At 69.4% G+C, this 25,410-nt stretch carries 23 protein-coding genes; 8 read left to right on the top strand and 15 right to left on the bottom strand.

The window, feature by feature from the left end; genetic code table 11:
* Positions 1–32: 32 nt before the first annotated feature.
* The 4 genes from ACFXPL_RS06300 to ACFXPL_RS06285 all read right to left on the bottom strand — a co-directional run bounded on the left by ACFXPL_RS06300 (position 33) and on the right by ACFXPL_RS06285 (position 4,204).
* Positions 33–2,246 carry a hypothetical protein gene (locus tag ACFXPL_RS06300; protein WP_384913314.1) on the bottom strand — a complete coding sequence of 738 codons (2,214 nt, stop codon included), beginning with the start codon at positions 2,244–2,246 and terminating at the stop codon, positions 33–35.
* A 197-nt stretch (positions 2,247–2,443) separates the two neighbouring features.
* A complete protein-coding gene (locus ACFXPL_RS06295) occupies positions 2,444–2,839 on the bottom strand; it encodes a DUF6113 family protein (protein WP_384913311.1) in 396 nt (131 codons plus the stop codon).
* 26 nt (positions 2,840–2,865) lie between these two features.
* Positions 2,866–3,810 (bottom strand): N-acetyl-1-D-myo-inositol-2-amino-2-deoxy-alpha-D-glucopyranoside deacetylase, encoded by a 945-nt coding sequence (gene mshB, locus ACFXPL_RS06290; RefSeq protein ID WP_384913308.1) that lies wholly within the window; start codon positions 3,808–3,810, stop codon positions 2,866–2,868.
* Between the two features lie 199 nt (positions 3,811–4,009).
* The gene (locus tag ACFXPL_RS06285; RefSeq protein ID WP_329829152.1) at positions 4,010–4,204 is read right to left on the bottom strand and encodes a hypothetical protein; all 195 of its coding nucleotides are present in this window, start codon (positions 4,202–4,204) and stop codon (positions 4,010–4,012) included.
* 218 nt (positions 4,205–4,422) lie between these two features.
* Between ACFXPL_RS06285 and ACFXPL_RS06280 the strand changes: the two genes are divergently transcribed.
* The gene (locus tag ACFXPL_RS06280) at positions 4,423–6,732 is read left to right on the top strand and encodes a prolyl oligopeptidase family serine peptidase (protein WP_384913304.1); all 2,310 of its coding nucleotides are present in this window, start codon (positions 4,423–4,425) and stop codon (positions 6,730–6,732) included.
* Positions 6,733–6,901: 169 nt separating this feature from the next.
* On the opposite strand, the gene ACFXPL_RS06275 is transcribed toward ACFXPL_RS06280, so the two are convergent.
* From ACFXPL_RS06275 to ACFXPL_RS06255, 5 genes are read right to left on the bottom strand one after another with little or no spacing between them, the layout of a single operon-like run.
* Positions 6,902–7,951 carry an ABC transporter ATP-binding protein gene (locus ACFXPL_RS06275; RefSeq protein ID WP_384913301.1) on the bottom strand — a complete coding sequence of 350 codons (1,050 nt, stop codon included), beginning with the start codon at positions 7,949–7,951 and terminating at the stop codon, positions 6,902–6,904.
* Positions 7,944–8,969 (bottom strand): ABC transporter ATP-binding protein, encoded by a 1,026-nt coding sequence (locus ACFXPL_RS06270; protein ID WP_384913298.1) that lies wholly within the window; start codon positions 8,967–8,969, stop codon positions 7,944–7,946. Before ACFXPL_RS06270 ends, ACFXPL_RS06275 begins: the two co-directional genes overlap by 8 nt.
* Before the next feature lie 13 nt (positions 8,970–8,982).
* Positions 8,983–10,005 carry an ABC transporter permease gene (locus ACFXPL_RS06265; protein WP_384913295.1) on the bottom strand — a complete coding sequence of 341 codons (1,023 nt, stop codon included), beginning with the start codon at positions 10,003–10,005 and terminating at the stop codon, positions 8,983–8,985.
* A complete protein-coding gene (locus ACFXPL_RS06260) occupies positions 9,998–10,921 on the bottom strand; it encodes an ABC transporter permease (RefSeq protein WP_384913292.1) in 924 nt (307 codons plus the stop codon). Before ACFXPL_RS06260 ends, ACFXPL_RS06265 begins: the two co-directional genes overlap by 8 nt.
* Before the next feature lie 51 nt (positions 10,922–10,972).
* A complete protein-coding gene (locus ACFXPL_RS06255) occupies positions 10,973–12,607 on the bottom strand; it encodes an ABC transporter substrate-binding protein (RefSeq protein ID WP_384913288.1) in 1,635 nt (544 codons plus the stop codon).
* Positions 12,608–12,944: 337 nt separating this feature from the next.
* On the opposite strand from ACFXPL_RS06255, the gene ACFXPL_RS06250 reads away from it, so the two are divergent.
* The 7 genes from ACFXPL_RS06250 (at position 12,945) to ACFXPL_RS06220 (ending at position 19,906) form a co-directional block, all read left to right on the top strand.
* Positions 12,945–13,973 carry an ABC transporter permease gene (locus tag ACFXPL_RS06250; RefSeq protein WP_384913285.1) on the top strand — a complete coding sequence of 343 codons (1,029 nt, stop codon included), beginning with the start codon at positions 12,945–12,947 and terminating at the stop codon, positions 13,971–13,973.
* Positions 13,974–14,115: 142 nt separating this feature from the next.
* Positions 14,116–15,921 carry an ABC transporter substrate-binding protein gene (locus ACFXPL_RS06245; protein ID WP_384913282.1) on the top strand — a complete coding sequence of 602 codons (1,806 nt, stop codon included), beginning with the start codon at positions 14,116–14,118 and terminating at the stop codon, positions 15,919–15,921.
* Positions 15,922–15,987: 66 nt separating this feature from the next.
* Positions 15,988–16,968 (top strand): ABC transporter permease, encoded by a 981-nt coding sequence (locus ACFXPL_RS06240; protein WP_384913279.1) that lies wholly within the window; start codon positions 15,988–15,990, stop codon positions 16,966–16,968.
* A gap of 22 nt (positions 16,969–16,990) precedes the next feature.
* Positions 16,991–18,037, top strand: a complete 1,047-nt coding sequence (locus ACFXPL_RS06235) for an ABC transporter ATP-binding protein (RefSeq protein ID WP_384913276.1) — start codon at positions 16,991–16,993, stop codon at positions 18,035–18,037.
* Between the two features lie 56 nt (positions 18,038–18,093).
* On the top strand, positions 18,094–19,131 hold the full coding sequence (locus ACFXPL_RS06230; RefSeq protein ID WP_384913273.1) for an ABC transporter ATP-binding protein: 1,038 nt from the start codon (positions 18,094–18,096) through the stop codon (positions 19,129–19,131).
* A 247-nt stretch (positions 19,132–19,378) separates the two neighbouring features.
* The gene (locus ACFXPL_RS06225) at positions 19,379–19,678 is read left to right on the top strand and encodes a Scr1 family TA system antitoxin-like transcriptional regulator (RefSeq protein WP_384913270.1); all 300 of its coding nucleotides are present in this window, start codon (positions 19,379–19,381) and stop codon (positions 19,676–19,678) included.
* Between the two features lie 3 nt (positions 19,679–19,681).
* A complete protein-coding gene (locus tag ACFXPL_RS06220) occupies positions 19,682–19,906 on the top strand; it encodes a DUF397 domain-containing protein (protein ID WP_384913267.1) in 225 nt (74 codons plus the stop codon).
* Between the two features lie 87 nt (positions 19,907–19,993).
* Here ACFXPL_RS06220 and ACFXPL_RS06215 read toward each other — a convergent pair whose 3' ends face one another.
* The 6 genes from ACFXPL_RS06215 to ACFXPL_RS06190 all read right to left on the bottom strand — a co-directional run bounded on the left by ACFXPL_RS06215 (position 19,994) and on the right by ACFXPL_RS06190 (position 25,315).
* Positions 19,994–20,593 carry a DUF4291 domain-containing protein gene (locus ACFXPL_RS06215; RefSeq protein WP_384913265.1) on the bottom strand — a complete coding sequence of 200 codons (600 nt, stop codon included), beginning with the start codon at positions 20,591–20,593 and terminating at the stop codon, positions 19,994–19,996.
* Positions 20,590–20,889, bottom strand: coding sequence for a hypothetical protein (locus ACFXPL_RS06210; protein ID WP_384913262.1), 300 nt, complete (start codon positions 20,887–20,889; stop codon positions 20,590–20,592). The genes ACFXPL_RS06215 and ACFXPL_RS06210 overlap by 4 nt, the downstream gene beginning before the upstream one ends.
* 303 nt (positions 20,890–21,192) lie before the next feature.
* A complete protein-coding gene (locus ACFXPL_RS06205; protein WP_384913259.1) occupies positions 21,193–22,365 on the bottom strand; it encodes an ABC transporter ATP-binding protein in 1,173 nt (390 codons plus the stop codon).
* On the bottom strand, positions 22,358–23,416 hold the full coding sequence (locus ACFXPL_RS06200) for an ABC transporter ATP-binding protein (RefSeq protein WP_384913257.1): 1,059 nt from the start codon (positions 23,414–23,416) through the stop codon (positions 22,358–22,360). The genes ACFXPL_RS06205 and ACFXPL_RS06200 overlap by 8 nt, the downstream gene beginning before the upstream one ends.
* A gap of 11 nt (positions 23,417–23,427) precedes the next feature.
* Positions 23,428–24,393 (bottom strand): ABC transporter permease, encoded by a 966-nt coding sequence (locus ACFXPL_RS06195; protein WP_384913254.1) that lies wholly within the window; start codon positions 24,391–24,393, stop codon positions 23,428–23,430.
* The gene (locus tag ACFXPL_RS06190; RefSeq protein ID WP_384913251.1) at positions 24,386–25,315 is read right to left on the bottom strand and encodes an ABC transporter permease; all 930 of its coding nucleotides are present in this window, start codon (positions 25,313–25,315) and stop codon (positions 24,386–24,388) included. Before ACFXPL_RS06190 ends, ACFXPL_RS06195 begins: the two co-directional genes overlap by 8 nt.
* Between the last annotated feature and the right edge of the window lie 95 nt (positions 25,316–25,410).

Genomic DNA, 25,410 nt, shown 5'->3' with positions numbered 1-25,410 from the left:
GCCCGCCCAGCACTCTCAGACAGGGCCTAGGCCTAACTCGGGTCGAGGTTGATCGTCTGCGTGCGCTCCTCAGGGGTCCTGCCCCGTAGCGCCGTCTGCATGGCCTGCGCCACGTCGGTCGAGGAGACCGGGTACTGCTTGCCGTCGCCCTTGGTGATCGTGATGCCGTCGAAGACGCCTTCGAGGAGCTGGTCGATGGCGTTCCTGTCGTAGACCTCGACGAGCTTTCCGTCGACCGCCTTCATCGACAGGATCTTCGGCAGCGACTTGGCGGGGCCGAACTGGATCTGCTTGCCGCCCGCCTGGATGGTGATCAGGCCGGACATCGCGGGCTCGGCGAACTCCCTCATCGCCCGGTCGAGCTCCGCCTGGTCGACGGTCGGCTCGCGGGTGACGACGGGCAGCTCGATGCTGTTCGCCTTGCCCGTCTGGACCTGGGCGCGATAGGCGTCCCGGGTCGAGATGATCGAGTGGTTGACGTCCAGCGCCTTGCCCGCCTTACCGGGTACGGCGACGGCCTTGCCCGGCTCGAAGGTGATCGTGCCCTCACGGGCCGAGCCGGAGACGCCCGCCAGATCGGCCAGCGCGACGGTCAGCTTCTCGTCGTCGACGAGGATCACCGGCTCGGCGACGCGCGCGCCGCCGAAGAGCGAGCCGATCACCGAGACCGGGTTGTAGTCGCTGCCCGCCGCGTTGCGCACCGTCGCCTGGCTGTCCAGGCTGAGGCCCGCCTTGTCGGGGGCCAGCTCCTCCACCTTGCCGCCGATGCTGAGCCGCAGCGGGGCGGAGGCGCGCTGGCCGAGGGCGCCGTCGAGCTTGTTGACCGCCTGGTCACGGGTGCCGCCGCCGATGTCGGCGCCGAGGACCGTGGTGCCCTTCGGCACGTCGGAGTGGTTCATCAGCAGTCCGGCGCCGTAGAGACCGCCGGCCACCACCACGACGGCGACCGCGAGGAGCGCCACCTTGGAGCGGCCCTTCTTGGCGGGCGCGGACGAGGACGAGGACCCGGACGACGAGGACCCGGACGGGGACGCCGGTGACGGAGCGCCCGCCGCGGCCGTGCCCGGGGCCGGCTTGCCCGGGGACGGCGTGGCGCCCGCGGCACCGACCGGGCCGGGGAAGTCGGGCGCCGAGAAGTCGTGTTCGCTGCCGAACGGGCCGGCCCCTTCGCCGCCGGGGCCGCCAGGACCCGTGCCACCGGGCCCCGCGTCGGTACGCGGACCACCGGCCCCCGGGCTCGACCCGGGGAACGGCGAACGACGCTCCGCCGGAACCACCGGGATGCCGCTGGTCAGCGTGTCGCCCGAGACATGGCCGCCGGAGGCAGGCTCCGGCGCGGGCTGCTGCGGGGTCAGGACGGCGGTGTCGTCGGAGAGCCGGGGGGCGCCGACCCGGCCCGCCCCCGGCGAGGCGCTCAGGGACGCCGGCGGGGTGCCGAACGACGCGCTGCCGGGGACCGGGCCCGTGGTGGGGCCGCTCGGGCCGGTGGCCGCGCCCGGGGGGCGGGTGCCGAACGCCGGGGTGGTGGGCCCGCCGCCGGTCGCCAGCCCCTCGGCGGCGAGATCGCTGAGCGAGGAGCCGCCCGCGCCGCCGATCCGGTGGGATCCGGTGGAGTAGTCGGTGCCGTTGGAGTAGTCCGAGCCGTACGGCGACTCCGCGCGGCTCTCTCCGCCCGGCTCCGCCGACAGCGGCGAGGACGGGGTGGACGGCGGCGCCGAGGTGGCACCCGCGACGGCCGCGGCGCCCGCGCTCATCCCCGCTGCCGTGCCGGTGGACGCCTTGCGCGGCGCGAACCAGTCGCTGGTCGGCTTGTCCCGGCCGTCGCCGTGGTCGCCGTCCGCGCCCTGGCCGGCCTTGCCCGCGGAGCGCTGCTCCCCGACCAGGTCGATCGGCCGGGTCTCGGACATGTCCTGGGCCGCCGCGGGCTTCGGGGTGCTGCCCGTGCGCTCGCCGGCCGGGACGCCCCGGCCGTCGGTGCTGTCGATGTCGCTCATGGGCGTACGCATCACGACGGGCGGAATCGGCCGCGAACCCGGGATGTTGATCCGGATCCGTGTGGTCAGCGTCGTCTCGGTCTTCGGCTCGTCCGGCTGTGCGGCGGGCGCGGTCTCTCTCTCCTCCGGAGCGTCCTGCTGGGGATGCAGCGACGGATACTGGCGGGATCCGTACGGCGGTGTTCCCGAGGGGTACGCGGCTCCGCCGCGCCCCTGGGGCCCGGAGGACGAACTGTCAGTTTCACGACTCAAAGCAGGTTCTCCCGGTTGGCTCCGCCGCCCGTTCTTACTGGTACTCAACTGTTCAGGTCCCCCACAGCCGGAGAGCGGGGGGAAGGCCCGGAGCGCGCACCACCATACTGGCCTCCACCGACGGAGACCCGACGACCGTGAGAAGCGATGCTCCGCCGACCGTACGCGCATGGTCAATTCAGCGGCTGCCGGGCGCGTCACTTCCCAAGTCGGCCGGACTTCGTGCCCGGTTGCGGCAACCGCGACATCGTGGCACACATCACAGCCACCACCATGCCGCCCAGCAGGTAGACAAGGGGCCCGGCACCTGCGGCGAAGGCCGCGTCGCCCTCGGCGCGGCCCATGCTCAGCCCGATCGTCGCGATCAGCCATCCGGCGGCGGGCGCCCCCACTCCGAGCTGGGTGCCCGTCGCGTACAGCCCACCGAAGAAGGCCCCGGCCGTGGCGAGCAGGGCGAGCACCAAGCCGCCCGGGAACCAGCCGCCTTGGACGAGGGAACCCGCGACCCCGACGAGCGCGCCGAGCACCACCAGCGCCAGATATGCGGCGATACGCCCGGGTCTGAAACTGAGCGGAGTCGTGAGCGGAGTCACGGCCGGGCCCCCCGGCTCGCGCGTGCTCACGTGTCCGCTCCGGCGTGCGGAACGGCGCCCGGCCCTTCGCCCGATCCGGCGCCCGATCCGGCGGTTCCGGCGAAAAGATCGCTCTCACGTTCGCCGGTGGGCGCTCCCGACGTGCCGTGCACCAACTGGTAGTACTCTGCGGCGAAGATCGGCTGGCCGAGGTCGTTGGAGAGCGCGAAGAAGGGCCCGTCCACGGCGATCTGGGTGGCGTGGGCGCGCATCGCCGCCGCCTTCCGCCGGGTGTACGGCGCGCCGTCGATCGCCGCGGTGATCTCCTCGTCGGCCACGACGCCCGGGATGTCGTCGATCTCCGCGACCCCGGGGAAGTCGGCACCGGCCGCGCGCAGCCGGGCGAAGCCCTCCTCGGCGACCGAGCGCGGGATCCGGTTCCAGTAGATCTTGCCGATGGCGTGCGCCGCGCCCAGCTCGGGCCGGTAGGCGGGGTCGGCCGCCAGTTCGGCGGCGCGCATGGCGACGCGGTGGGCCTGGATGTGGTCCGGGTGTCCGTACCCGCCGTTCGGGTCGTAGGTGACGAGCACCTGCGGGCGCACCTCGCGGATCACCTCCACGAGATACGGAGCGGCCGCGTCCACACCGGTGTGCCAGAACGCGCCCTCGCGGTCGTTCTGCTCCAGGCCCATCATCCCGGAGTCCCGGAAGCGGCCGGGGCCCCCGAGGAAGCGGTGGTCGGTGACGCCCAGCTCCCGCATCGCCTCGGCGAGTTCGCCGACGCGGTGGGGGCCGAGCCGGTCCTCCTGATCGGCCGCCAGGTGGGCGAGTCCGGGCAGGATGACCTCACCCTCCTCGCCGAGGGTGCAGGTCACCAGCGTGACCAGGGCGCCGTCGGCCGCGTACCTGGCCATGGTGGCGCCGTTGTTGATCGACTCGTCGTCGGGGTGCGCGTGGACGAGCAGCAGACGACGGGCGGGGAGATCGGTCATGGGGACAGCCTACGAGGCGCCACCGACAGCCGCCCCGAGAGCCCGCGGGCGGCAGGCGGGAGCAGCGGTCGGCGACGTCGGAGACGTACGGGAGCACCGGTCGGCGCCCCTCGGCGGGTGGGCGGTGGCGAAGACCGAGGGGCGGTACCGGATCGATGGCGCGCTCAGCGAAGAATGGCCGATTACCGATGGCCGGTGGCTAGAACTTGATGCCACCGATCATCCCGGCCACGTTCGTGGTCAGTTCGCTGATGGTGGGAGCGATGGAGGAACTGGCCATGTAGAACCCGAGCAGCATGCAGACCACCGCGTGTCCTGCTTTCAGCCCGGACTTCCGGACCAGCAGGAAGACGATGATCGCCAGCAGCACCACCGCCGAAATCGAGAGTGCCACGGCGGTTCACCTCCATAGATATTCAGTCGGGAAAACGCAGCGTGCATGTGCCCGGCTCATTCATACCCAGCTATCGCTAGGGATCATAACTATCCGTACGTACGCATCGATCGGTGCACGGCAGCACACGGGGGCGCACGGAACGCCGGCACAGGGATCGTGAAGCGCCGCTTCCGGCTCTCTCGCTCCGTCAGGTCCGGTCGCATAGGTTCGGTCGCATGACCTTGAGCCCTCGTCCCTCGTTCCCCCGCCAGCACGCCAGGACCCAGCGGTTCACGCTCGGCGCTCCCCGGTCGTTCACGGTCTCCCCCGACGGGACGCGGGTGGTCTTCCTGCGTTCCGCCTCGGGGACCGACCGCGTGAACCGCCTCTGGGTGCTCGACCTCGACGGCTCCGCGGCGGGCGCGGAGGGCGCCCGGCTCGCCGCCGATCCCGGCGTGCTGCTCGGCGGCGCCTCGGAGCGGCTCTCGGCCGAGGAGCGGGCCCGGCGCGAACGCGGCAGGGAGGGCTCTGGAGGCATCGTCGGGTACGCGGTGGACTCCGGGGTCGAGCTGGCCGCGTTCGCCCTCTCAGGGCGCCTCTACGCGGCCGAGCTGCGGGCCGGGACGGCGCGTGAACTCCCCGTGCCGGGGCCGGTGATCGACCCGCGCCCTTCACCGGACGGCCGGTACGTCGCCTACGTGGCCGGCGGGGCGCTGCGGGTGATCGGGGCGGACGGGGAAGGGGACCGCGAGCTGGCCGGCCCCCGTACGGAAGAGGCCCTCGCGGAAGAGGCCTTCGCGGCAGCGGCACGCGGAGAAGAACCCCACGAAGGAGTGGTCCGCCAGGAAGCGGCCGGGAGCGAGGAAGCGCCTCACAAGGAAGCGCGCGGGAGCGCGGACGTCACCTATGGTCTCGCGGAGTTCATCGCGGCCGAGGAGATGAGCCGTACCCGTGGCTACTGGTGGTCGCCCGCCTCCGACCGGCTGCTCGTCGCACGCGTGGACACGGCGGACGTACAGCGCTGGTGGATCTCCGACCCGGCGCACCCGGACCGGGAGCCGTCGCGGGTGCCCTACCCGGCGGCCGGTACGCCCAACGCCGACGTACGGCTCTTCCTGGTCCCGTTGACGGACGGCGCGGAGACGCACGGCACCGGCACGCCTCCCGCAGAGGTGATCTGGGACCGGGCCCGATACCCGTACCTCGCACGCGTCCACTGGTCGGCGGGAGGCACCGACCCGCTGCTGCTCGTCCAGAGCCGGGATCAGCGCAGCCACCTCTACCTCACGGTGGACACCGGGACCGGTGCCACCCGCACCGTGCACCGGGACGAGGACCCCGCGTGGCTCGAACTCTCCCCCGGGGTGCCCGCATGGGCGCCGGACGGGCGGCTCGTACGCCTGGCCGACGAAGGGGGCGCGCGGGTCCTGATGGCCGGCGACCGGCCGCTCACCGGGCCGCAGCTGCATGTGCGGGCGGTGCTGGACATCGGCGAGCACGACGTGCTGGTCTCGGCGTCGGCAGGGGAGGAGGCAGCCGATCCCGAGACCGGCGAGATCCACGTGTACCGCGTCAGCGAGCTGGGCATCGAGCGGTTCTCGGCGGGCCCCGGGGTCCACTCGGCCGTCCGTGCGGGCGAGGTGACCGTCCTCGTGTCGGCCCGTCCCGAGACCGCGGGGGCGTCCGTGGGGGTCTTCCGGGACGGCAAGCGGCTCGCCTCGATCGCCTCGTACGCGGAGGCCCCGGCGCTCACGGCGCACGCGCGCCTCACCGAGGGGGGCGCACGGCGCATTCCGTGCGCCGTCCTGCTCCCCACGGGCTACCAGGAGTCGGACGGCCCGCTCCCGGTGCTGCTCGACCCGTACGGCGGTCCGCACGGCCAGCGCGTGGTCGCCGCCCAGAACGCGTACCTCACCTCGCAGTGGTTCGCCGACCAGGGGTTCGCGGTGCTCGTCGCCGACGGGCGCGGCACCCCCGGCCGGTCCCCCGCGTGGGAGAAGTCCGTCCACCGGAATCTGCTGCTCACCCTGGACGACCAGATCGAGGCCCTGCACGACCTCGCCGGCCGGTACCCGTTCGATCTCGGCCGGGTCGCGATCCGCGGCTGGTCGTACGGCGGCTACCTCTCCGCGCTCGCGGTGCTGCGCCGCCCCGACGTCTTCCACGCGGCGGTCGTGGGCGCGCCGGTCACCGATCTGCGGCTCTACGACACGCACTACATGGAGCGCTATCTCGGTACCCCGCAGGAGGCGCCCGAGGTGTACGCCGCCAACTCGCTCGTGACGGACGACGGACTCTCGTCCCCGGCGGACGCGGCGGACCCGACGACCCCGGCGCGGCCCATGATGATCATCCATGGCCTGGCCGACGACAACGTGGTGGTCGCCCACTCGCTCAAGCTCTCCGCCGCGCTCCTGGCGGCGGGGCTCCCCCATGAGGTGCTGCCGCTCACAGGTGTGACGCACATGACACCGCAGGAGGAGATCGCGGAGAACCTGCTGCTGCTCCAGGTCGACTTCCTCAAGCGGTCACTGGGCCTGTCGTAGGCCTGGACCTGCCGCGAAGAACCGGACGGGAGACGGCAACCGGCCGGGACTCCTGGAAGTCCCGGCCGGTTTACGGCACCCGCACGGCCGTACGCTCCGCAGTCTGACGGGTCCGTATATCGGTACCGGGTCCGCCAAGTTGCCTGCGTGTTAACGAAATTGTTGTGCTTTATTGGCTTTTCTTCCCCTCCGGCCCGGCGGGAACGATCGTCCGCTCCTCCGCGAAGTGGCAGGCCGAGGGGTGCGCGGCCGGCCCCTTCGCCGTCCGGAAGAGCTCCGGGACCGTCAGCTGCGGCACCTCCACCGCGCACCGCTCCCGCGCCTTCCAGCAGCGCGTACGGAAGCGGCAGCCGGACGGCGGGTTCGCCGGGGACGGTACGTCGCCCGCGAGGATGATCCGGTCCCGGCGCGCCCGCGCGGAGGGGTCGGGCAGCGGCACCGCCGACAGCAGCGCCTGGGTGTACGGATGCGTCGGGTGGTCGTAGATCTGCGCGTCCGAGCCGATCTCCGCCAGCCGCCCCAGATACATGACGCCCACCCGGTCGGAGATGTGCCGGACGATCGACAGGTCGTGGGCGATGAAGATGTACGACAGGCCGAACTCGTCCTGGAGCTTCTCCATCAGGTTGATGACCTGGGCCTGGACGGAGACGTCCAGCGCCGAGACCGGCTCGTCGGCCACGATGATCTCCGGCCGGAGCGCGAGGCCGCGGGCGATGCCGATGCGCTGACGCTGTCCGCCGGAGAACTGGTGCGGGTAGCGGTTGATGTACTCCGGATTGAGCCCGACGACGTCCAGCAGGTCCTGGACCCTGCGCCGCCGGTCGCCCTTCGGGGCGACCTCGGGGTGGATCTCGTACGGCTCCCCGATGATGTCGCCCACCGTCATACGGGGGTTGAGCGAGGTGTACGGGTCCTGGAACACCATCTGGATGTTGCGCCGTACCGCCTTCAGCGCCCGTCCCGACAGCTTCGTGATGTCCTCGCCCTTGTACCGGATCGCGCCGGACGTCGGCCGCTCCAGGTTGACCAGCAGCTTCGCCACGGTCGACTTGCCGCAGCCGGACTCCCCCACGATGCCCAGGGTCTCGCCGGGTGCCAGGCCGAAGGAGACCCCGTCGACTGCCCGCACCGCGCCGATCTGCCGCCGGAAGAGGATGCCCTGGGTGAGCGGATAGTGCTTGACCAGGTCGCGCACCTCCAGGAGGGGTTCAGCCATCGAGCGTCTCCTTCCAGAAGTGGCAGGCGCTCCGCCGCTCCCCCGCGGCCCCGCCTTCCTCCGTCACCCCGCCCTCGTCCATCACCTCGTACAGCGGCGGCACCTCCGTACGGCACACGTCGCGGGCCCTCGGGCAGCGCGGGTTGAAGGCGCAGCCCGGTGGGATGTGCAGCAGGTTGGGCGGGAGGCCCTTGATCGCGTAGAGCTCGTGGCCCTTCTGGTCCAGACGCGGGATCGAGTCCAGCAGCCCCCGCGTGTACGGATGCGCCGGACGCTTGTAGATCTCGTGGACCGGAGCGGTCTCCACGATCCGCCCCGCGTACATCACCGCGATCTTGTCCGCGACATCAGCGACCACACCAAGATCATGGGTGATCAGAATCAACCCCATGTTGAACTCACGCTGAAGCTCCGCGAGCAGATCCATCACCTGCGCCTGCACCGTCACATCGAGCGCCGTCGTCGGCTCGTCCGCGATGATCAGATCCGGCTCCAGAGCCAGCGCCATCGCGATCATGATCCGCTGACGCATACCCCCCGAGAACTGATGCGGATAATCGTTCACCCGGTCCTTGGCCGCCGGGATACGCACCCGGTCCATCAGCTCGACGGCCCTCACCCGCGCCTGTTTGCGGCCCGTTCCCCGGTGAACCTCGAACATCTCCCCGAGTTGGGCGCCCACCGTGAGCACGGGGTTGAGGGAGGACAGCGCGTCCTGGAAGATCATCGCCATCTCGGCGCCGCGGATCCGGCGGCGCTGCTCCTCCTTGAGCTTCAGCAGGTCCTGGCCGCGGAAGAGCACTTCGCCGCCCGCGATCCGGCCGGGCGGGGTGTCCAGGATCCCCATGATCGCCTGGGCGGTGACGGACTTGCCCGACCCCGACTCACCGAGCACGGCGAGGGTTTCGCCCGCCGCCACCGCGTACGTGACGCCGTTGACGGCCTTGGCGACCCCTTCACGGGTGTGGAACTCCACCTGGAGATCGCGCACTTCGAGCAGGACGGGAGACGGCGGCATGGAATGGGGCTCCTCAGCGCAGCTTGGGGTCGAGGGCGTCGCGTACCGCGTCGCCGAGCATGATGAACGCCAGCACGGTGATCGCCAGCGCGCCGGCGGGCCAGAGCAGCATGTGCGGGGCGTTGCGGATGTACGGGGAGGCGTCGGAGATGTCGATCCCCCAGGAGACCGTCGGTGGTTTGAGGCCCACACCGAGGTACGAGAGGGTCGCCTCCAGTGCGATGAACGTACCGAGCGCGATGGTCGCCACGACGATCACCGGCGCGACCGCGTTGGGCAGCACGTGCCGCAGCATCATCCGCGGGCTGGAGGCGCCGAGCGCCCGCGCCGCCTGGACGTAGTCGTTCTGTTTGACGGTGATGACGGAGCCGCGGGCGATCCGGGAGATCTGCGGCCAGCCGAGCAGCACCATGAAGCCGATCACCGGCCAGACGGTGGCGCTGGTGACGACGGACAGCAGCACCAGACCGCCGAGGACGACGGGGATCCCGAAGAAGATGTCGGTGATCCGGGAGAGGCTCGCGTCCCAGGATCCGCCGAAGAAGCCGGCGAGCCCGCCGAGGACCGAGCCGACGACGGCGACGCCGAGACTGGCGAGGACGCCGACGACGACGGAGGTCCTGGCGCCGTAGACGGTACGGGTGTAGACGTCGCAGCCCTGTCCGTTGAAGCCGAAGGGGTGGCCGGGCCGGGAGCCGTCCTGGGCGTAGGCGAGGTTGCAGGAGAGCGGGTTGCCACTGGCGATCAGCGACGGCCAGATCGAGATGATCACCAGAAAGATGATGATCAGACCCGAGATGATGAAGACGGGGTTGCGCCGCAGATCCCGCCAGGCGTCGGACCACAGGCTGCGCGCCCTGCCCGCGGGACCGCCCGCCGCGGGGCCGCCGGGCCCGCCGTCCTTCTCCAGGGTGAACCCCTCGCTGGTGGCGAGGTCCATCGCGCCCCCGGCGCCGGTTCCTGCGATGGCGCCCCCGTCGGCCGTGGGCCCGTCGGGGTCGGGTCCGTCGGGGTTCGGGCGCTGCGGGTCAGGCATACCGGATCCTCGGGTCGAGTACCGCGTACAACAGGTCGACCAGCAGGTTCGCCACCAGGAAGACGATGACGAGCACGGTCACGAAGCCGACGACGGTCTGGGTGTTCTGGCGCAGAATGCCCTGGTAGAGCTGGAATCCGACCCCGTGGATGTTGAAGATCCGCTCGGTGACGATGGCGCCGCCCATCAGGGCGCCGATGTCCGTACCGATGAAGGTGACCACCGGGATCAGTGAATTGCGCAGCAGATGTCTGACGATCACCCGCCGCCTGGGCAACCCCTTGGCGACGGCCGTCCGGACGTAGTCGGAGCGGGCGTTCTCCGCGATGGAGGTCCGGGTGAGCCGGGTGACGTACGCGAGGGAGACGGAGGCGAGCACCAGCCCCGGCAGGATCAGCTCGTCGAGCGGCGCCGCCGGGGAGACCGAGGGCTCGATGATCCTCCACTTCACGCCGAAGAGGAGCTGCGCCAGCAGTCCGGTGACGAACGTCGGTACGGAGATGACGACGAGCGTCAGCAGCAGGACGGAGGTGTCGACCGGGCGGCCCCGGCGCAGCCCCGTGACCACGCCGAAGATGATCCCGATGAGAATCTCGAAGAAGATGGCGACGAGCGTCAGCCGGATGGTGATCGGGAAGGCGGAGGCCATCAGGTCGATGACCTTCTGCCCGTTGAAGGCGGTGCCGAAGTCTCCCGAGAAGACGTGGCCCATGTAGGTGAGGTACTGCTGCCAGACGGGCTTGTCGAGGCCGAAGTCCTTGCGGAGCCGGGCCTCGGTGGCGGGGTCGCACTGCCGGTCGCCGCAGAGGCCCGCGACGGGGTCGCCCATCACATTGACCATCAGGAAGATCAGCAGCGTGGCGCCGATGAAGACCGGGATCATCTGGAGCAGACGCCGGATCACATAACGTCCCATGCACAGCTCCGGGGGAAGGGGCGAACGGTGGCCGTGGGCTCCGTTCCGGCGTCAGTGGACGGTGATCTCGTTGTAGACCGGGACGCTGAACGGGTTGAGCGCCACGTGCGAGACCCGGTCCGAGTAGCCCGCGCTGCCGTTCTGGTACCAGAGCGGGATGGCCGCCATCTGGTCCCGTACGACGGCCTCGGCCTGCTGGAACTTGGTGATCGCCGCTTTCGTGTCGGTCTCGGCGTTGGCCTCGTTGATCAGCTTGTCGAACTGCGGGTTGCTCCACTTTCCGTCGTTGGACGAGGCGTTGGTGTAGTAGAGCGGCTGGAGGAAGTTCTGGATCAGCGGGTAGTCCATCTGCCAGCCCGCGCGGAAGGGCCCGGTGAGCTTCTTCCGCCCGATCTGGTTGCGGAAGTCCGCGAAGGTGCCGACGGGGCTGCCGACGCACGCCTTGTCCTGGCCGAGCGCGTTGTTGATGCTGTTGCAGACGGCGTCGACCCACTCCTTGTGGGAGCCGGTGTCCGCGTTGTACGTGATCTTCAGCCGGCCGCCGGGGATGCCGCCGCCCTCCTGGACCAGCTTCTTCGCGGCGGCGGCGTCGTACGCGCAGGCCGAACCGCAGAGCCCGGCCTTGTAGCCGCCGTCCGCGCCGAGCACCGGTGAGGTCCAGTCGGTGGCCGGGGTACGGGTCTTGCGGAAGATGGTCTCGGTGATCTGCTCGCGGTTGATCGCCCGGGAGAGCCCGGTACGGACCTTGACCGCCTTCGCGGTGTTCCACCGCTTGTCGTAGTAGGGGAAGGCGAGGGTCTGGATGATGCCGGCGGGGGTGTTGATGTACCGGCCGTTCAGATCGGACTTCACGTTCTTGAGCTGCGAGGCGGGGACGTCGTCGACCAGGTCGAGATTGCCGGCGACGAGGTCGGTGTAGGCCGTGTTGTTGTCGGTGTAGACGACGAGGTCCACACCGCCGTTGCGCGCCTTGTCCGCTCCGGGGTACGCCTTCCAGGCGCGCAGCGACATCTGGGAGCCCTTGGTGTACTGCCTCACGGTGTAGGGCCCGTTGCCGACCGGCTTGGCGAGCCACGCCGCGTGCTGGTCGTAGAACGCCCTGGGCAGCGGCGCGAAGGCCGCGTACCCCAGGGTGTCGGGCCAGGTGGAGAAGCGCTGCGACAGCTTGACGGTGAAGGTCCGCGGCCCGGTGGCCTTCAGGCCGGAGAGGGTCTGGGCGGTCGGCGCGCCGGAGGCCGGATGGACCTTGTCGTACCCGTCGATGTACTGGAAGAAGTACGCGTTCTTCTGGTTGTTCTTGAGGTTCGCGCCGTAGTTCCAGGCGTCCACGAAGGAGTTGGCGGTGACCTTCTCACCGTTGCTGAAGGTCCAGCCGTCCTTGACGGTGACGGTGAAGTGCGTCGAGTCCGTGGTCTCGATCCTCTCGGCCAGCTCGTCCTCGGCCTTGCCGGTCTTCGGGTTGTACCGCTTCAGTCCGCGGAAGATCATGTCGAGGACCTTGCCGCCCTGGACCTCGTTGGTGTTCGCGGGTTCCAGCGGGTTCTGCGGGTCCCCCCAGGAGGAGCGCACCACCCCGTCGGCACCGCCGCCGGTTCCGCCGCCTCCCCCGCCGCAGGCCGTCGCCGCGAGGGTGACGGCCACCGCGCAGGCGGCCCATGTGGCGTGCGTCGGCGTGGCTCCTCGCATGAATGTGCCTCCTCGGGGTGGCGGGCTCAGGTGACGTTCAATATCCACCCATAGGGCGCAATACGCTCATTCGACTCACCTGAACGGACGGATCCCCCTCCGGATGTACGCATACCGGCGAGTGACGCGCACGCGGGCCGGGGACCGGCCGTCTTTCGGCCGGGTCACGACCGGAGCGCATTCGCACCAACGGTTGGCCATGCGCGCGCCAAGCCGCAAAAGAGGCATTCAAGGCCACGAAGAATTCATTGACCGTGCACGTATCCGATTGAAAAATTCCCATTGAGCCGCGGATCTGACCGTGGAGCTTTCGATCTCTTCCGGCCAGGGGAGCATCATGACCTCCGCACCCTCTCCGGCCGCCGTCCCTCTGGAGACGGTCGCCGGGCACGACGGCCACCCGCCGGCGCCCGCGGCGCCGGGAGGCGGGACCGGCCGCTCCCCGGGACAACTCGCGCTGAGGCGCTTCCGGCGCGACCGTACAGGCGTCGTCTCGGGCTGTGTCGTCGCCTTCTTCTTCGTGGTGGCCGTCTGCGCCCCGCTGATCGCCCGGCTCTACGGGAAGAATCCGTACGACACCTACGGCCAGGACAACCCGGGCCTGCTCAACGACTTCGGCTTCCCCGTCCGCCCCAACGGCGGTATCAGCGGCACGTACTGGTTCGGCATCGAACCCGGGCTCGGCCGCGACGTCTTCACCTTCCTGCTGTACGGGATCCGCAACTCGCTGCTGATCGCCACCGTGACCACGCTGCTGGTCGCGCTGTTCGGGGTCGTCATCGGCGTCACGGCGGGCTATCTCGGCGGAAAGACGGACTACCTCGTCGGCCGGGTCATCGACATCCTGCTGGCGTTCCCCTCGACGCTGTTCTTCATCGCGTTCTGGCCGGTGCTGATCTCGATCCTGGTCTCGCCGGAGGAGAACACCCCGGTCTGGCTCACCGTCGTCTCGCTGATCTCGGTGATGACCGCCTTCGGCTGGGCCCCCATCGCCCGGCTGCTGCGCGGCGAGGTACTCGCCCTGCGCGAGCGGGAGTTCGTGGAGGCGGCCAAGGTGACCGGCGCGTCCCCGGCGCGGATCATCTTCAGGGAACTGCTCCCCAACCTGTGGACGCCGATCCTCATCCAGGCGACCCTCGCGCTCCCCCTCTTCGTCACCACCGAGGCGGGGCTCGCCTTCCTGGGCGTGGGGCTCAGCTCACCGACGCCCGACTGGGGCGTGATGATCCAGCGCGGTTCGAACGTGTACCAGAACGACATCACCTTCCTGCTCTTCCCGGGGCTCACGATGGTGATCTTCGTGATCGCCTTCAACCTCCTCGGCGACTCGGTACGCGACGCGCTGGACCCGAAGACCAGGCGCTGACCTCCGCGCACCCCTCGCACCCCGGGACCGGCCCGGGGTCCCGTACCGCCGCACCACGCGCACCCCGTACCGCCGTACCCCGAGCATCCCCAGCACCGCAGAACCCACTCGGCTTCACCGACGCACCGACAGGGCAGGAAACATGTCCCTCTCCCGCAGAAACTTCGTCATCGCCACCTCCGTCGCCGCCGGGGGCTCCGCACTCCTCTCCGCCTGTAGCAGCGGCAACTCCGGCTCCGGCGGATCCGGCGGCAGCGGATCGGGCGGCGGAGGCGGCGGCGCGGGCACGGCGACGTACACCGGCAGTACGGTCGCCATCGGCACCGCCGCGGACTCCACCGGGCCCGCCCCCGCCGTCGCCGGTTCCCGCAAGGGCGGCACGATCCGCGGCATCGGCCCCGACGACTTCTCCCATCTCGACCCGCAGCGCATCTACTTCTCCTGGAACTCCACGGTCGGCAACCTCTACATCCGCTGCCTCACCGGCTACCGGATCGCGCCGGACGGCTCCATGAAGCTGGTCGGCGACCTCGCCACCGACGCGGGCACCATGTCCGACGGCGGCAAGACCTGGACGTTCACGCTGAAGGACGGCCTCAAGTGGGAGGACGGCAGTGAGCTGACCGTCGACGACGTGCGCCACGGCATCGAGCGGGGCTTCGCGAGCTTCACCACCGAGGGCGCCGGCTACCTCCAGACCGCGCTGACCGGCTCCACCGACTTCCGGGCCGCGTACAAGGGCCCGTACAGCGGCAAGCACCTCGACTCCGTCGTCACCGACGCACGGCGGAAGACCATCGCCTTCCATCTGGAGCTGGCCCGCCCCGACCTCAACTTCACGCTGGCGATGCACTCGTACGGCGCCGTACCGGTCAAGCTGGACACCAAGGAGAAGTACGACAAGGACCCGGTCTCGGCAGGACCGTACAAGCTCACCCAGCACGCCGTCGACAAGTCGATGACGCTCACCCGCAATCCGCACTGGGACGAGAGGACGGACGCGATCCGCACCGCCTACCCGGACGGTTTCGCCTTCGAGTTCGGTCCGCAGGCGCTCGCGGCCTCGGACCGGCTGATCGCCGACTCGGGCGACGACCAGTACGCCGTGATGGCGTACAGCGGGGTGCCGGCCGAGCGTATCCAGAACGTCCTCACGGACCCCGCGCTGAAGAAACGCACCATCAACGGCCTGCTCACCGGCGTCTACTACTACGCCATCAACACCCGGCGCGTCCCCGACCTGAGGGTGCGCCAGGCCCTGATCCACGCCTGGCCGCTGGAGCAGATCCGGCAGATCTACGGCGGCCCCTCCGCGGGCGACATCGCGACGACGATCCTCAGCCCGGACATCCTGGGGCGCGAGAAGTTCGACGTCTACGGGAAGCTGAAGAGGCCGCAGGGCGACCCGGCGACCGCGAAGAAGCTGCTCAAGGAGGCCGGCAAGTCCGGCCAGAAGATCGTCTACGCCTTCCCGCAGGGCGACAACTACGACAAGACGAAGGTCGTCATCGAGAACGCGCTGCGGAAGGCGGGGTTCAACCCCGTCATCAAGCCGCTCGACTCGACCAGTTACTACGACCAGGTCCAGCAGATCGACAACCAGTTCGACGTCATGTGGTTCGGCTGGGCCCCGGACTGGCCCACCGGCTACACCCTGATCCAGCCGCTCTTCGACAGCGGCACGATCGCCAACGGCGCCAACAACATCTCCCAGCTCAGGGTCGGCTGGGTCGACGCGGCGATCAAGAAGGACGTGGTGATCGCCGACCCGAAGCGGGCGGGGAAGGCATGGGCCGCGCTGGACCGGCGGATCATGACCGAGGAGGCGCCGATCATCCCGGAGACGTACCAGCGCCGCTTCTACCTGGCCGGCTCGAAGGTCGGCGGGGCCCTGTTCGACCCACTGTTCTCGGCGGCCGTGCTCTACAAGCTGTACGCGAAGGCCTGAGGAATCCGGAGGAGCCCGAGGACCCAAGAAAACCGAGGAACCTGAGGAACCCGAGGAAAACACGCCATGTTCCGCTTCCTGGTACGCCGCGCGCTCGGCGCCGCGGTGATTCTGCTGATCATCAGCGCCTTCACCTTCGTCCTCTTCTACGTCGCGCCCCGCGACCCCGCCCGGGTCGCCTGCGGCAAGGTCTGCACCCCCGAGACGCTGGCGCTCGTACGCCGCAACCTGGGCATCGCCGATCCGCTGCCCGCGCAGTACTGGCACTGGCTCCAGGCGGTGTTCACCGGCCGCGACTACGCCTCGTTCGGGCACTGCCCGGCGCCCTGCCTCGGCTACTCGTTCCACAACCGCGAGCCGGTTCTCGGCACCATCCTCGACCGCTTCCCGACCACGCTGTCGCTCTCCCTCGGCAGCGCCGTCGTCTTCGTGGTGCTGGGCGTGGGCGCGGGCATGCTCGCCGCGGTCAAGCAGGGCAGGGCGCTGGACAAGGTGGCGTCCTCGGCCTCGCTGATCGGCTCCTCGCTCCAGATCTACATCGTCGGGGTGGTCGCCATGTACTACCTGACCGACCAGTGGCACCTCCTGAGCCGCCCCCAGGACGTCCCGATCACCCAGGATCCGGCGGGCTGGTTCCAGGGGCTGCTGCTGCCCTGGTTCGTCCTCGCCCTGATCTTCACCGCCAACTACACGCGGATGGCCCGCTCCCAGCTGGTCGAGACGCTCAGCGAGGAGTACGTACGGACGGCACGCGCCAAGGGCCTCTCACGCCGCACGGTCTTCTTCCGCTTCGCCTGGCGGGGCGCGATGGGCCCGATCGTCACGATCTTCGGGCTGGACATCGGCGCGCTGCTCGGCGGCGCCATCATCACCGAGCAGACGTTCAACCTGCACGGCATCGGCGCGCTCTCCGTCAAGGCCGTGCAGGACAACGACCTGCCCCTGCTGCTCGGGGTCGTCCTCGTCGCGGCGGGCGCGATCGTCGTCTTCAACATCGTCGTCGACGCCGTGTACGCCGTCATCGACCCGCGCGTACGCCTCGCCTAGGACCCAGGAGGCACCACACCCCATGACCACGCACCCGGTGAACGCCCCCTTCCTGTCCGTCCGCGACCTGCGGGTGCACTTCGCCACCGAGGACGGCACCGTACGCGCCGTCGACGGGCTCTCCTTCGACGTGGCGCGCGGCAGAACCCTCGGGATCGTCGGCGAGTCGGGCTCCGGCAAGTCCGTCACCAGCCTGGCGATCCTGGGCCTGCACGACCGCGAGCGCGACCGCACGACGATCGACGGGGAGATCCTGCTCGAAGGACGCGACCTGCTCACCACGGGCGAACGACAGCTCGAACGGCTGCGCGGCAACACGATGGCCATGATCTTCCAGGACGCGCTGGCCTCGCTCTCGCCGTACCACACGGTCGGCCGGCAGATCGCGGAGACGTACCGCAAGCACACCGGCGCCTCCCGGAAGGCCGCCCGCGCGCGGGCCGTCGAGATGCTGGGGCGCGTCGGGATCCCGCAGCCGGACGTACGGGCCGACGACTACCCGCACCAGTTCTCCGGCGGGATGCGCCAGCGCGCGATGATCGCGATGGCGCTGGTCTGCGACCCCGCGCTGCTGATCGCGGACGAACCGACGACCGCGCTGGACGTCACCGTGCAGGCCCAGATCATGGATCTGCTGAAGGACCTCCAGCGGGAGACCGGCACCGCGATCATCTTCATCACCCATGACCTGGGCGTGATCGCCGACATCGCGGACGACGTCCTCGTGATGTACGGCGGCCGGTGCGTGGAGCGCGGCACGAAGAAGGAGGTCCTGCGCACCCCCCAACACCCCTACACCTGGGGCCTGCTGGGCTCCATGCCGAGCCTCGACTCCCCGGTGGACATACCACTCGCCCCCATCCCCGGCACCCCGCCCAGCCTGCTCGACCCGCCCGCCGGCTGCCGCTTCCACCCGCGCTGCGCCTTCACCGAGCAGGTGGGCGGCGCGCTCTGCGCGACCCGGCTGCCGCCACTGGAACCGGTGACGGGGCACGGGGCGGCCTGCCACCTGGACGCCGCCCAACGGGTCGAGTTCTCGGCCGACTTCGCGGGCGCGGGCCCGGGGTGAGCGCGCGGACATGGGCCCGCCCCCGTACTCCCCCACCGAAAGGAACCCCACACCCCATGACCGCCCCCACCCCCCTCCTGGAGATCTCCGGGCTCACCAAGCACTTCCCCATCACGGGCGGCTTCCCGATCCGGCGCACGGTCGGCGCGGTCCAGGCCGTCGACGGCCTCGACTTCACGGTCGCGGAGGGCGAGAGCCTGGGTCTGGTCGGCGAGTCCGGCTGCGGCAAGTCCACGACGGGCCGGCTCGTCACCCGGCTCCTGGAACCGACCGGCGGCCGGATCACCTACCGCGGCCAGGACATCACGCACGCCTCACGCAGGGGGCTCGCCCCGGTGCGCCCCGAGATCCAGATGATCTTCCAGGACCCGTACGCCTCGCTCAACCCGAGACAGACGGTCGGCCGGATCATCGCCGGGCCCATGGAGATCAACGGCATCGATCCGCCGGGCGGCCGGGAGAGACGCGTACGCGAACTCCTGGACACGGTCGGCCTCAACCCCGAGCACTACAACCGCTTCCCGCACGAGTTCTCCGGCGGCCAGCGCCAGCGCATCGGGGTCGCCAGGGCACTCGCCCTGCGCCCGAAGCTGATCGTGGCCGACGAGCCGGTCTCGGCGCTGGACGTCTCGATCCAGGCGCAGGTGGTCAACCTGCTCCAGCAGCTCCAGCGGGAGCTGGGCATCGCGTTCGTCTTCATCGCCCACGACCTGGCCGTCGTACGCCACTTCTCGCAGCGCGTGGCGGTGATGTACCTGGGCCGGATCGTGGAGATCGCGGACCGGGACGAGCTGTACGGCGCCCCGCGCCACCCGTACACCAGGGCGCTCCTCTCGGCGGTGCCGGAGACGACGCTCCCGGACGACACCACCCCGCCCCGCGCCCGCATCCGCCTGACCGGCGACGTCCCGTCCCCGGTCCACCCGCCGTCCGGCTGCCGCTTCCGCACCCGCTGCTGGAAGGCGACGGACCACTGCGCGACGACGACGCCTCCACTGGTACGCCCGGAAGGCAGCCGCGAGGGCCACCTGACGGCCTGCCACTACCCGGAGGCGCTGCCGCACGCGGCTGCGCCCGCGCCCACGGATCCCTGAACAGCCCGGTGAACTGGCATCGCGTATCCGCTCGGCGAGATCACCGGGCCCTTCCGTCCTCCCGAGCGACTCCTCGATGGCGCATCAGCGCATCCCGAAGGCGTCGGCGAGATCATCAGGAAGGTCGTCGACGTCGTGCGGGATGTGGATACGCCCACGCAGCGAGCCTCTGCCGACCCTCATCGCCGCGGAACCGGGCGGCACCGCCGGCTCTCCTGCTCTGCTGATGCTCGCCCTGGTCTCATGAATGTTGGAACAGCTCAGGTACCTGCTGGAGATCTCGGCGCACGCATCCGTCGGCCTCAGGGTCATCCCGTACGAGAAGGGCGAGGAGGCAGCCCAGATCGGGGCGTTCAGAATCCTTCAGTTCGCGGACGATGACGTACCGGACGTGGCCTTCGGAGAGTCCGTCGCAGGGAGCCTGACCATGGAAGGACTCCGTGACCTGCGCCGACTGCACCGGCTCTTCCGTGGCCTCACCGAGTCCGCCTACTCTCGGGAGGAGAGCCGTGACGTCATCGCGCGCACCCTGAGCAAGGAAGAATGACTGATGGAGAAGGCAGACCTCTACTCGATCGACCCGGCCGCGCTGTCCTGGCAGAAGAGCAGCTTCACCGCCAACAATGGCCAGTGCTTCGAGCTGGCGCCGCTCCCCGGCGGCGGAGTGGCGGTCCGCGACTCGAAGAACCCGTCGGGCCCGCATCTGTGCTTCACACCCGGTGAGTGGCAGGCCTTCAAGTCCGGTATGGCCACAGGCGACTTCGACAACCTGTAGCCAACCACCGGCGGGCGTGGTCAGCCGAGAGGCCGGCGCACTTCGTCGCATACCCACGCAGCGGGTACGGGTCTGCACGCCGACCGATCACACCGCCACCCGCGTGGGCACGATCCGTTCCCTCACGGCCGCCGGAAGCGGATACTCGCGCTCCACCGGCAGCAGGGCAGCCACTTCCTCGTCGTCCCCACCGCGAACCGCCCGGCGAATGTCGCCGGCCATGCCCGTGACGTCGGTCATGCCGACGATCCACTCATCCAGATACCTGTCGACCGCCTCCCCCGACAGACCGACCTGAATGGCACGCCGGGACAGCGCATTCAGCCCGGTATCACGGTCCGGATCCCACTGCACCCGGACCGGACTCGACTCCAGCTCCGCCCGCCACTCCGCCTTGGTGCCGAACCGGGTCCGGTCGAAATGGCTGAGGCAGGCACGGGAAAGCGCCCACTCGAAGCCTTCCCGCGTGATCTCGATGGACAGGATCCGCTCCTGATCCGGTTTCGTGGCCCAGCCCGAGCGATACATCATCCAGAGGAACGAGGGCTTGATCCAGGTCATCCTGGCACGCCTGAACGGATCGACAAACGTGCCCGCATCCAATGCGGGGGCAGCAATCCTTGCCGGGTACGCCTGATACACCGTGATGGTGTCGTCCGTGAAAACCGCGCGAACTTTCTCATTCATGCGGATACCTCTTCCGCCCAAGCCTCTGGACGCCTGAGGATCGGTCCCTCGACCTCACACGCACCGCGATTCTTTTTGTTGCCCCAATTGTGATCAAGCATGTGCTCTTGGGCCGCCTTGACCTTGGTGAGCAGATCCGCGCGTAGCTTGGGATCGGTGTTCACTGCGTCCACGGCAGCCTGAACGCTCTTTTCTGAAGCCCAGCCAGTTTCGAGCCTGATGGGCGATCCTGCAATGTTTCCGGCATCATCCACATATACATGCACCTCATCTTCGAGGCCCGGCTTCTTTTTCAAGGGAATGTGTATATGAGCACCCTTGGTGGCCCAGTCGGATGCCACCGGAGATACCCGTGTCTTGCACGGCTTCAGCCCCAGTGGATCCGCCCAGGTGTGCGGATTGCGTACGTACGTCGCCGGGTTCGGGCCGTTGGTGCCCTGGTGTTCCCTTGCCGCTCGTGGTCATGAGCCGGATTCTGTCGTGATCGTATTACTCAACGCAACGCGGAAAGAGCGCACCGCGAACGGGCCAGGGCCCGGAACCGTGCGTACGGTTCCGGGCCCTGGTGCGGGGCGTGGCGGTGACGGCGTGACGCGCGGTCAGGCCGCGTGGACCACGTCCTTCTCCTCAGCGAAGTGGCACGCGGACTCGTGCGCGTTCCCGGTGTCCGAGTCCTTGAAGCGCTCCGGGACGGCGAGCAGCGGCACCTCCTCCGCGCACCGGTCCTGCGCCTTCCAGCAGCGGGTGCGGAAGCGGCAGCCGGACGGGGGGTTCGCCGGGGAGGGGACGTCTCCGGTGAGGATGATCCGCTCGCGGCCCTCGCGGGCCTCCGGGTCGGGGACCGGGACCGCCGACAGCAGCGCCTGGGTGTAGGGGTGCGTCGGGTGGTCGTAGATCTGGGTGTCCGTACCGATCTCGGCCATCTTGCCGAGGTACATGACGCCGACCCGGTCGGAGATGTGCCGGACGATCGACAGGTCGTGGGCGATGAAGAGGTAGGAGAGGTTGAACTCGTCCTGGAGCTTCTCCATCAGGTTGATGACCTGGGCCTGGACGGAGACGTCCAGCGCCGAGACCGGCTCGTCGCAGATGATGATCTCGGGGTTGAGCGCGAGGCCGCGGGCGATGCCGATGCGCTGGCGCTGTCCGCCGGAGAACTGGTGCGGGTAGCGGTTGATGTACTCCGGGTTCAGGCCGACGACGTCCAGCAGGTCCTGGACCCTGCGCCGCCGGTCGCCCTTCGGGGCGACCTCGGGGTGGATGTCGAACGGCTCCCCGATGATGTCGCCCACCGTCATACGGGGGTTGAGCGAGGTGTACGGGTCCTGGAACACCATCTGGATGTTGCGCCGTACCGCCTTCAGGGCCCGCCCGGACAGCTTGGTGATGTCCTGGCCCTTGAAGAAGACCTCGCCCGCGGTGGCCGTCTCCAGCATCATCAGCAGCTTGGCGACGGTGGACTTGCCGCAGCCGGACTCGCCGACGATGCCCAGGGTCTCGCCCTGGTACAGGTCGAAGGAGATGCCGTCCACGGCCTTGACCGCGCCGACCTGCCGCTTGAAGAGGATGCCCTGCGTCAGCGGGAAGTGCTTGACGAGGTTACGAACCTGGAGGATCGGCTCGCCCCGCTCGACGGGCGCCTCGATCGCGGCGACGGAGGCCGACTCGCTCCCCGCGTCGACCACGTCCACCTCGGTGACGTTCGGGGTGGTGTCCGCCGCTTCCGCGCCGCCCATGGCCGCGGCCTCGTCACGTTTCGCCGGCTCAGCCATGGATCGTCTCCTTCCAGAAGTGGCATGCGCTGCCGCGTCCGGGCAGCTCGCCGCCGTCCCGCTCGGTCACCTGCGCCAGCGCGGGGACCTCCGTACGGCAGATGTCCTGCGCCGAGGGGCAGCGCGGGTTGAAGGCGCACCCGCTCGGGATCTTGAGCAGGTTGGGCGGGAGGCCCTTGATCGCGTAGAGCTCGTGGCCCTTCTGGTCGAGGCGCGGGATCGAGTCCAGCAGGCCCCGGGTGTACGGGTGCGCGGGGCGCTTGTAGATCTCGTGGACCGGCGCGGTCTCCACGATGCGGCCCGCGTACATCACCGCGATCTTGTCCGCGACGTCGGCCACGACGCCGAGGTCGTGGGTGATCAGGATCAGCCCCATGTTGAACTCGCGCTGGAGCTCGGCGAGGAGGTCCATCACCTGGGCCTGCACGGTCACGTCGAGCGCGGTCGTCGGCTCGTCCGCGATGATCAGGTCGGGCTCCAGGGCGAGCGCCATGGCGATCATGATGCGCTGGCGCATACCGCCGGAGAACTGGTGCGGGTAGTCGTTCACCCGGTCCTTGGCCGCCGGGATACGGACCCGGTCCATCAGCTCGATGGACTTGGCCTTGGCTTCCTTCTTGGAGAGGCCCTGGTGCACCCGGAACATCTCACCGAGCTGGTAGCCGACGGAGAGCACCGGGTTGAGCGAGGACAGCGCGTCCTGGAAGATCATCGCGATCTTCCGGCCGCGGATCTTGCGCCGCTCGTCGTTGCTCATCTTGAGCATGTCCCGTCCCTGGAAGAGGATCTCTCCCTGGGGGATACGGCCGGGGGGCATGTCGAGGATGCCCATGATCGCCTGGGCGGTGACGGACTTGCCGGAGCCGGATTCACCCAGCACGGCCAGGGTCTCCCCGGCGGCGACGCTGTAGTTGACCCCGTTGACCGCCTTGGCCACGCCGTCCCGGGTGTGGAACTCGACGTGCAGGTCACGGACTTCCAGCAGCATGCCGCTTTCGCCGTCCGCGTCCTGTGGAGCGGAGCTGTCCGCTGTCTTCTCGATGATGGTCATGTACGCCTCCCTCAGCGCAGCTTGGGGTCGAGGGCGTTGCGTACCGCATCGCCGAGCATGATGAACGCCAGAACGGTGATCGACACCATGACGGACGGGATGATCAGGACGAACGCGGCGTTACGGAGCTGTTCCTGGCCCGAGGAGATGTCGACACCCCACGAGACGGTCGGCTCGGCGAGGCCGATGCCCAGGAAGGACAGCGTGGCCTCGGCCGAGATGTAGCCGCCGAGCGCGATGGTGGCGACGACGATCACCGGTGCGATCGCGTTGGGCAGGATGTGCCGGAGCAGGATCCGGGTGGTCGAGGCGCCGAGCGCCTTGGCCGCCATCACGTAGTCCGCCTGCTTGACGGTGAGCACCGAGCCTCGGGCGACACGGGCGATCTGGGTCCAGCCGAGGAAGGCCAGGGCCAGGATCACGACGTACACGTGACGCTCCTCGAAGGAGGTCAGGACGACCATCGCGCCGAGGATGAAGGGCACGCCGAAGAAGATGTCGGTGACCCGGGAGAGCAGCGTGTCGATCCAGCCGCCGAAGTATCCGGCGAGCATGCCGACGACCGTACCGAGCAGGGTGACGAGCGCGGTGACGACGAGGGCGACGGTGATCGAGGCGCGGGCCCCGTAGATCACGCGCGCGTAGATCGAGCGGCCCTGGATGTCGTACCCGAACCAGTCGTCCTTGAAGAGGTGGCTCCAGTTCGGCTTCTGCAGGTAGTGGTTGGCGAGGTCCGCGTACCGCGGGTCCGCACCGGTGAACAGCCCGGGGAAGGTCGCCATCACCAGCAGGACCACGATCAGCACGGCCGAGACCAGGAAGAGCGGGTTGCGGCGCAGATCGTGCCAGGCGTCCGACCAGAGGCTGCGGGGCTTGCCCACCGAGGCGTCGGCGGGCGTCGCCGGGGTGTCCGCCAGTGCCTCGGCCGGCTTCACCCCACCGGTGTCCTTGGTGGTGTCCTTGAGTGCCTCAGGCATAACGGATCCTCGGGTCCAGGACCGCGTAAAGCAGGTCGACGAGCAGGCTGGCGACGAGATACACGATCACGATCAGGGTGACGATGCCCACGACCGTGGCGCCCTCGCGGTGCCTGAGCGCGTCGAAGGTGACGTACCCGACACCCTTGACGTTGAAGATGCCCTCGGTGACGACCGCGCCGCCCAGCAGGGCGCCCAGGTCGGTGCCGAGGAACGTGACCACCGGGATCATGGAGTTACGCATCAGGTGCACTCCGACGATACGACGGCGCGGCAGCCCCTTGGCCACCGCGGTGCGCATGTAGTCGGAGCGGAGGTTCTCCGCGATCGAGGTACGGGTGAGCCGTGCCACGTACGCCAGGGAGAGCGAGCCGAGCACCACAGCGGGCAGGAACAGCTCGTCCCAGTTCGCGTCCGCGCTCACGTTCGGGTCCACCCAGCCGAGCTGGAAGGCGAAGAAGTACTGGCCGAGGAAGCCGAGCACGAAGGACGGAACGGAGATCAGCAGAAGGGTCAGGACGAGCAGCCCGCGGTCCCGGAGGGTGTCGGCCTTCAGACCGGCGAAGACCCCCATCGAGATACCGACGAGCACGGTGAAGGCGAAGGCGAACAGGGCCAACCGGACCGTGATCGGGAACGCCTCGGAAATGATGTCGGCGACAGGTCGCCCACTGGCGATCTGGGTACCGAAATCACCCTGGAACAGACCGGTCAGATAGTTCCAGTACTGGTGCCAGAGCGGCAGATCGAGCCCGAGATCCTTCTTCATCGCAGCGATCTGCGAGGGATCGACGGTCTGCTCACCGGCGAGCGCGCGCACGGGGTCACCGGGCAGCGCGAACATCATGGAGAAGACCAGCAAGGTTGACCCGATGAACACCGGGATCATCTGGAGCAGTCGCCGCGCGACATAACGCCCCATGTGTGCCTCCGAATGGATAACTTCAGCCCCGAAGGCCGCTCCCCCTGACAGAGGGGAGCGGCCCCGGGACTACCGCCGTGACGGCGGCTTCCGGC

It is taken from the genome of Streptomyces sp. NPDC059092, assembly GCF_042756365.1.
Taxonomy (GTDB): domain Bacteria; phylum Actinomycetota; class Actinomycetes; order Streptomycetales; family Streptomycetaceae; genus Streptomyces.
The sequence above is the reverse complement of the archived record's forward strand: the minus strand, read 5'-3'. Positions and strand labels throughout refer to the sequence as shown.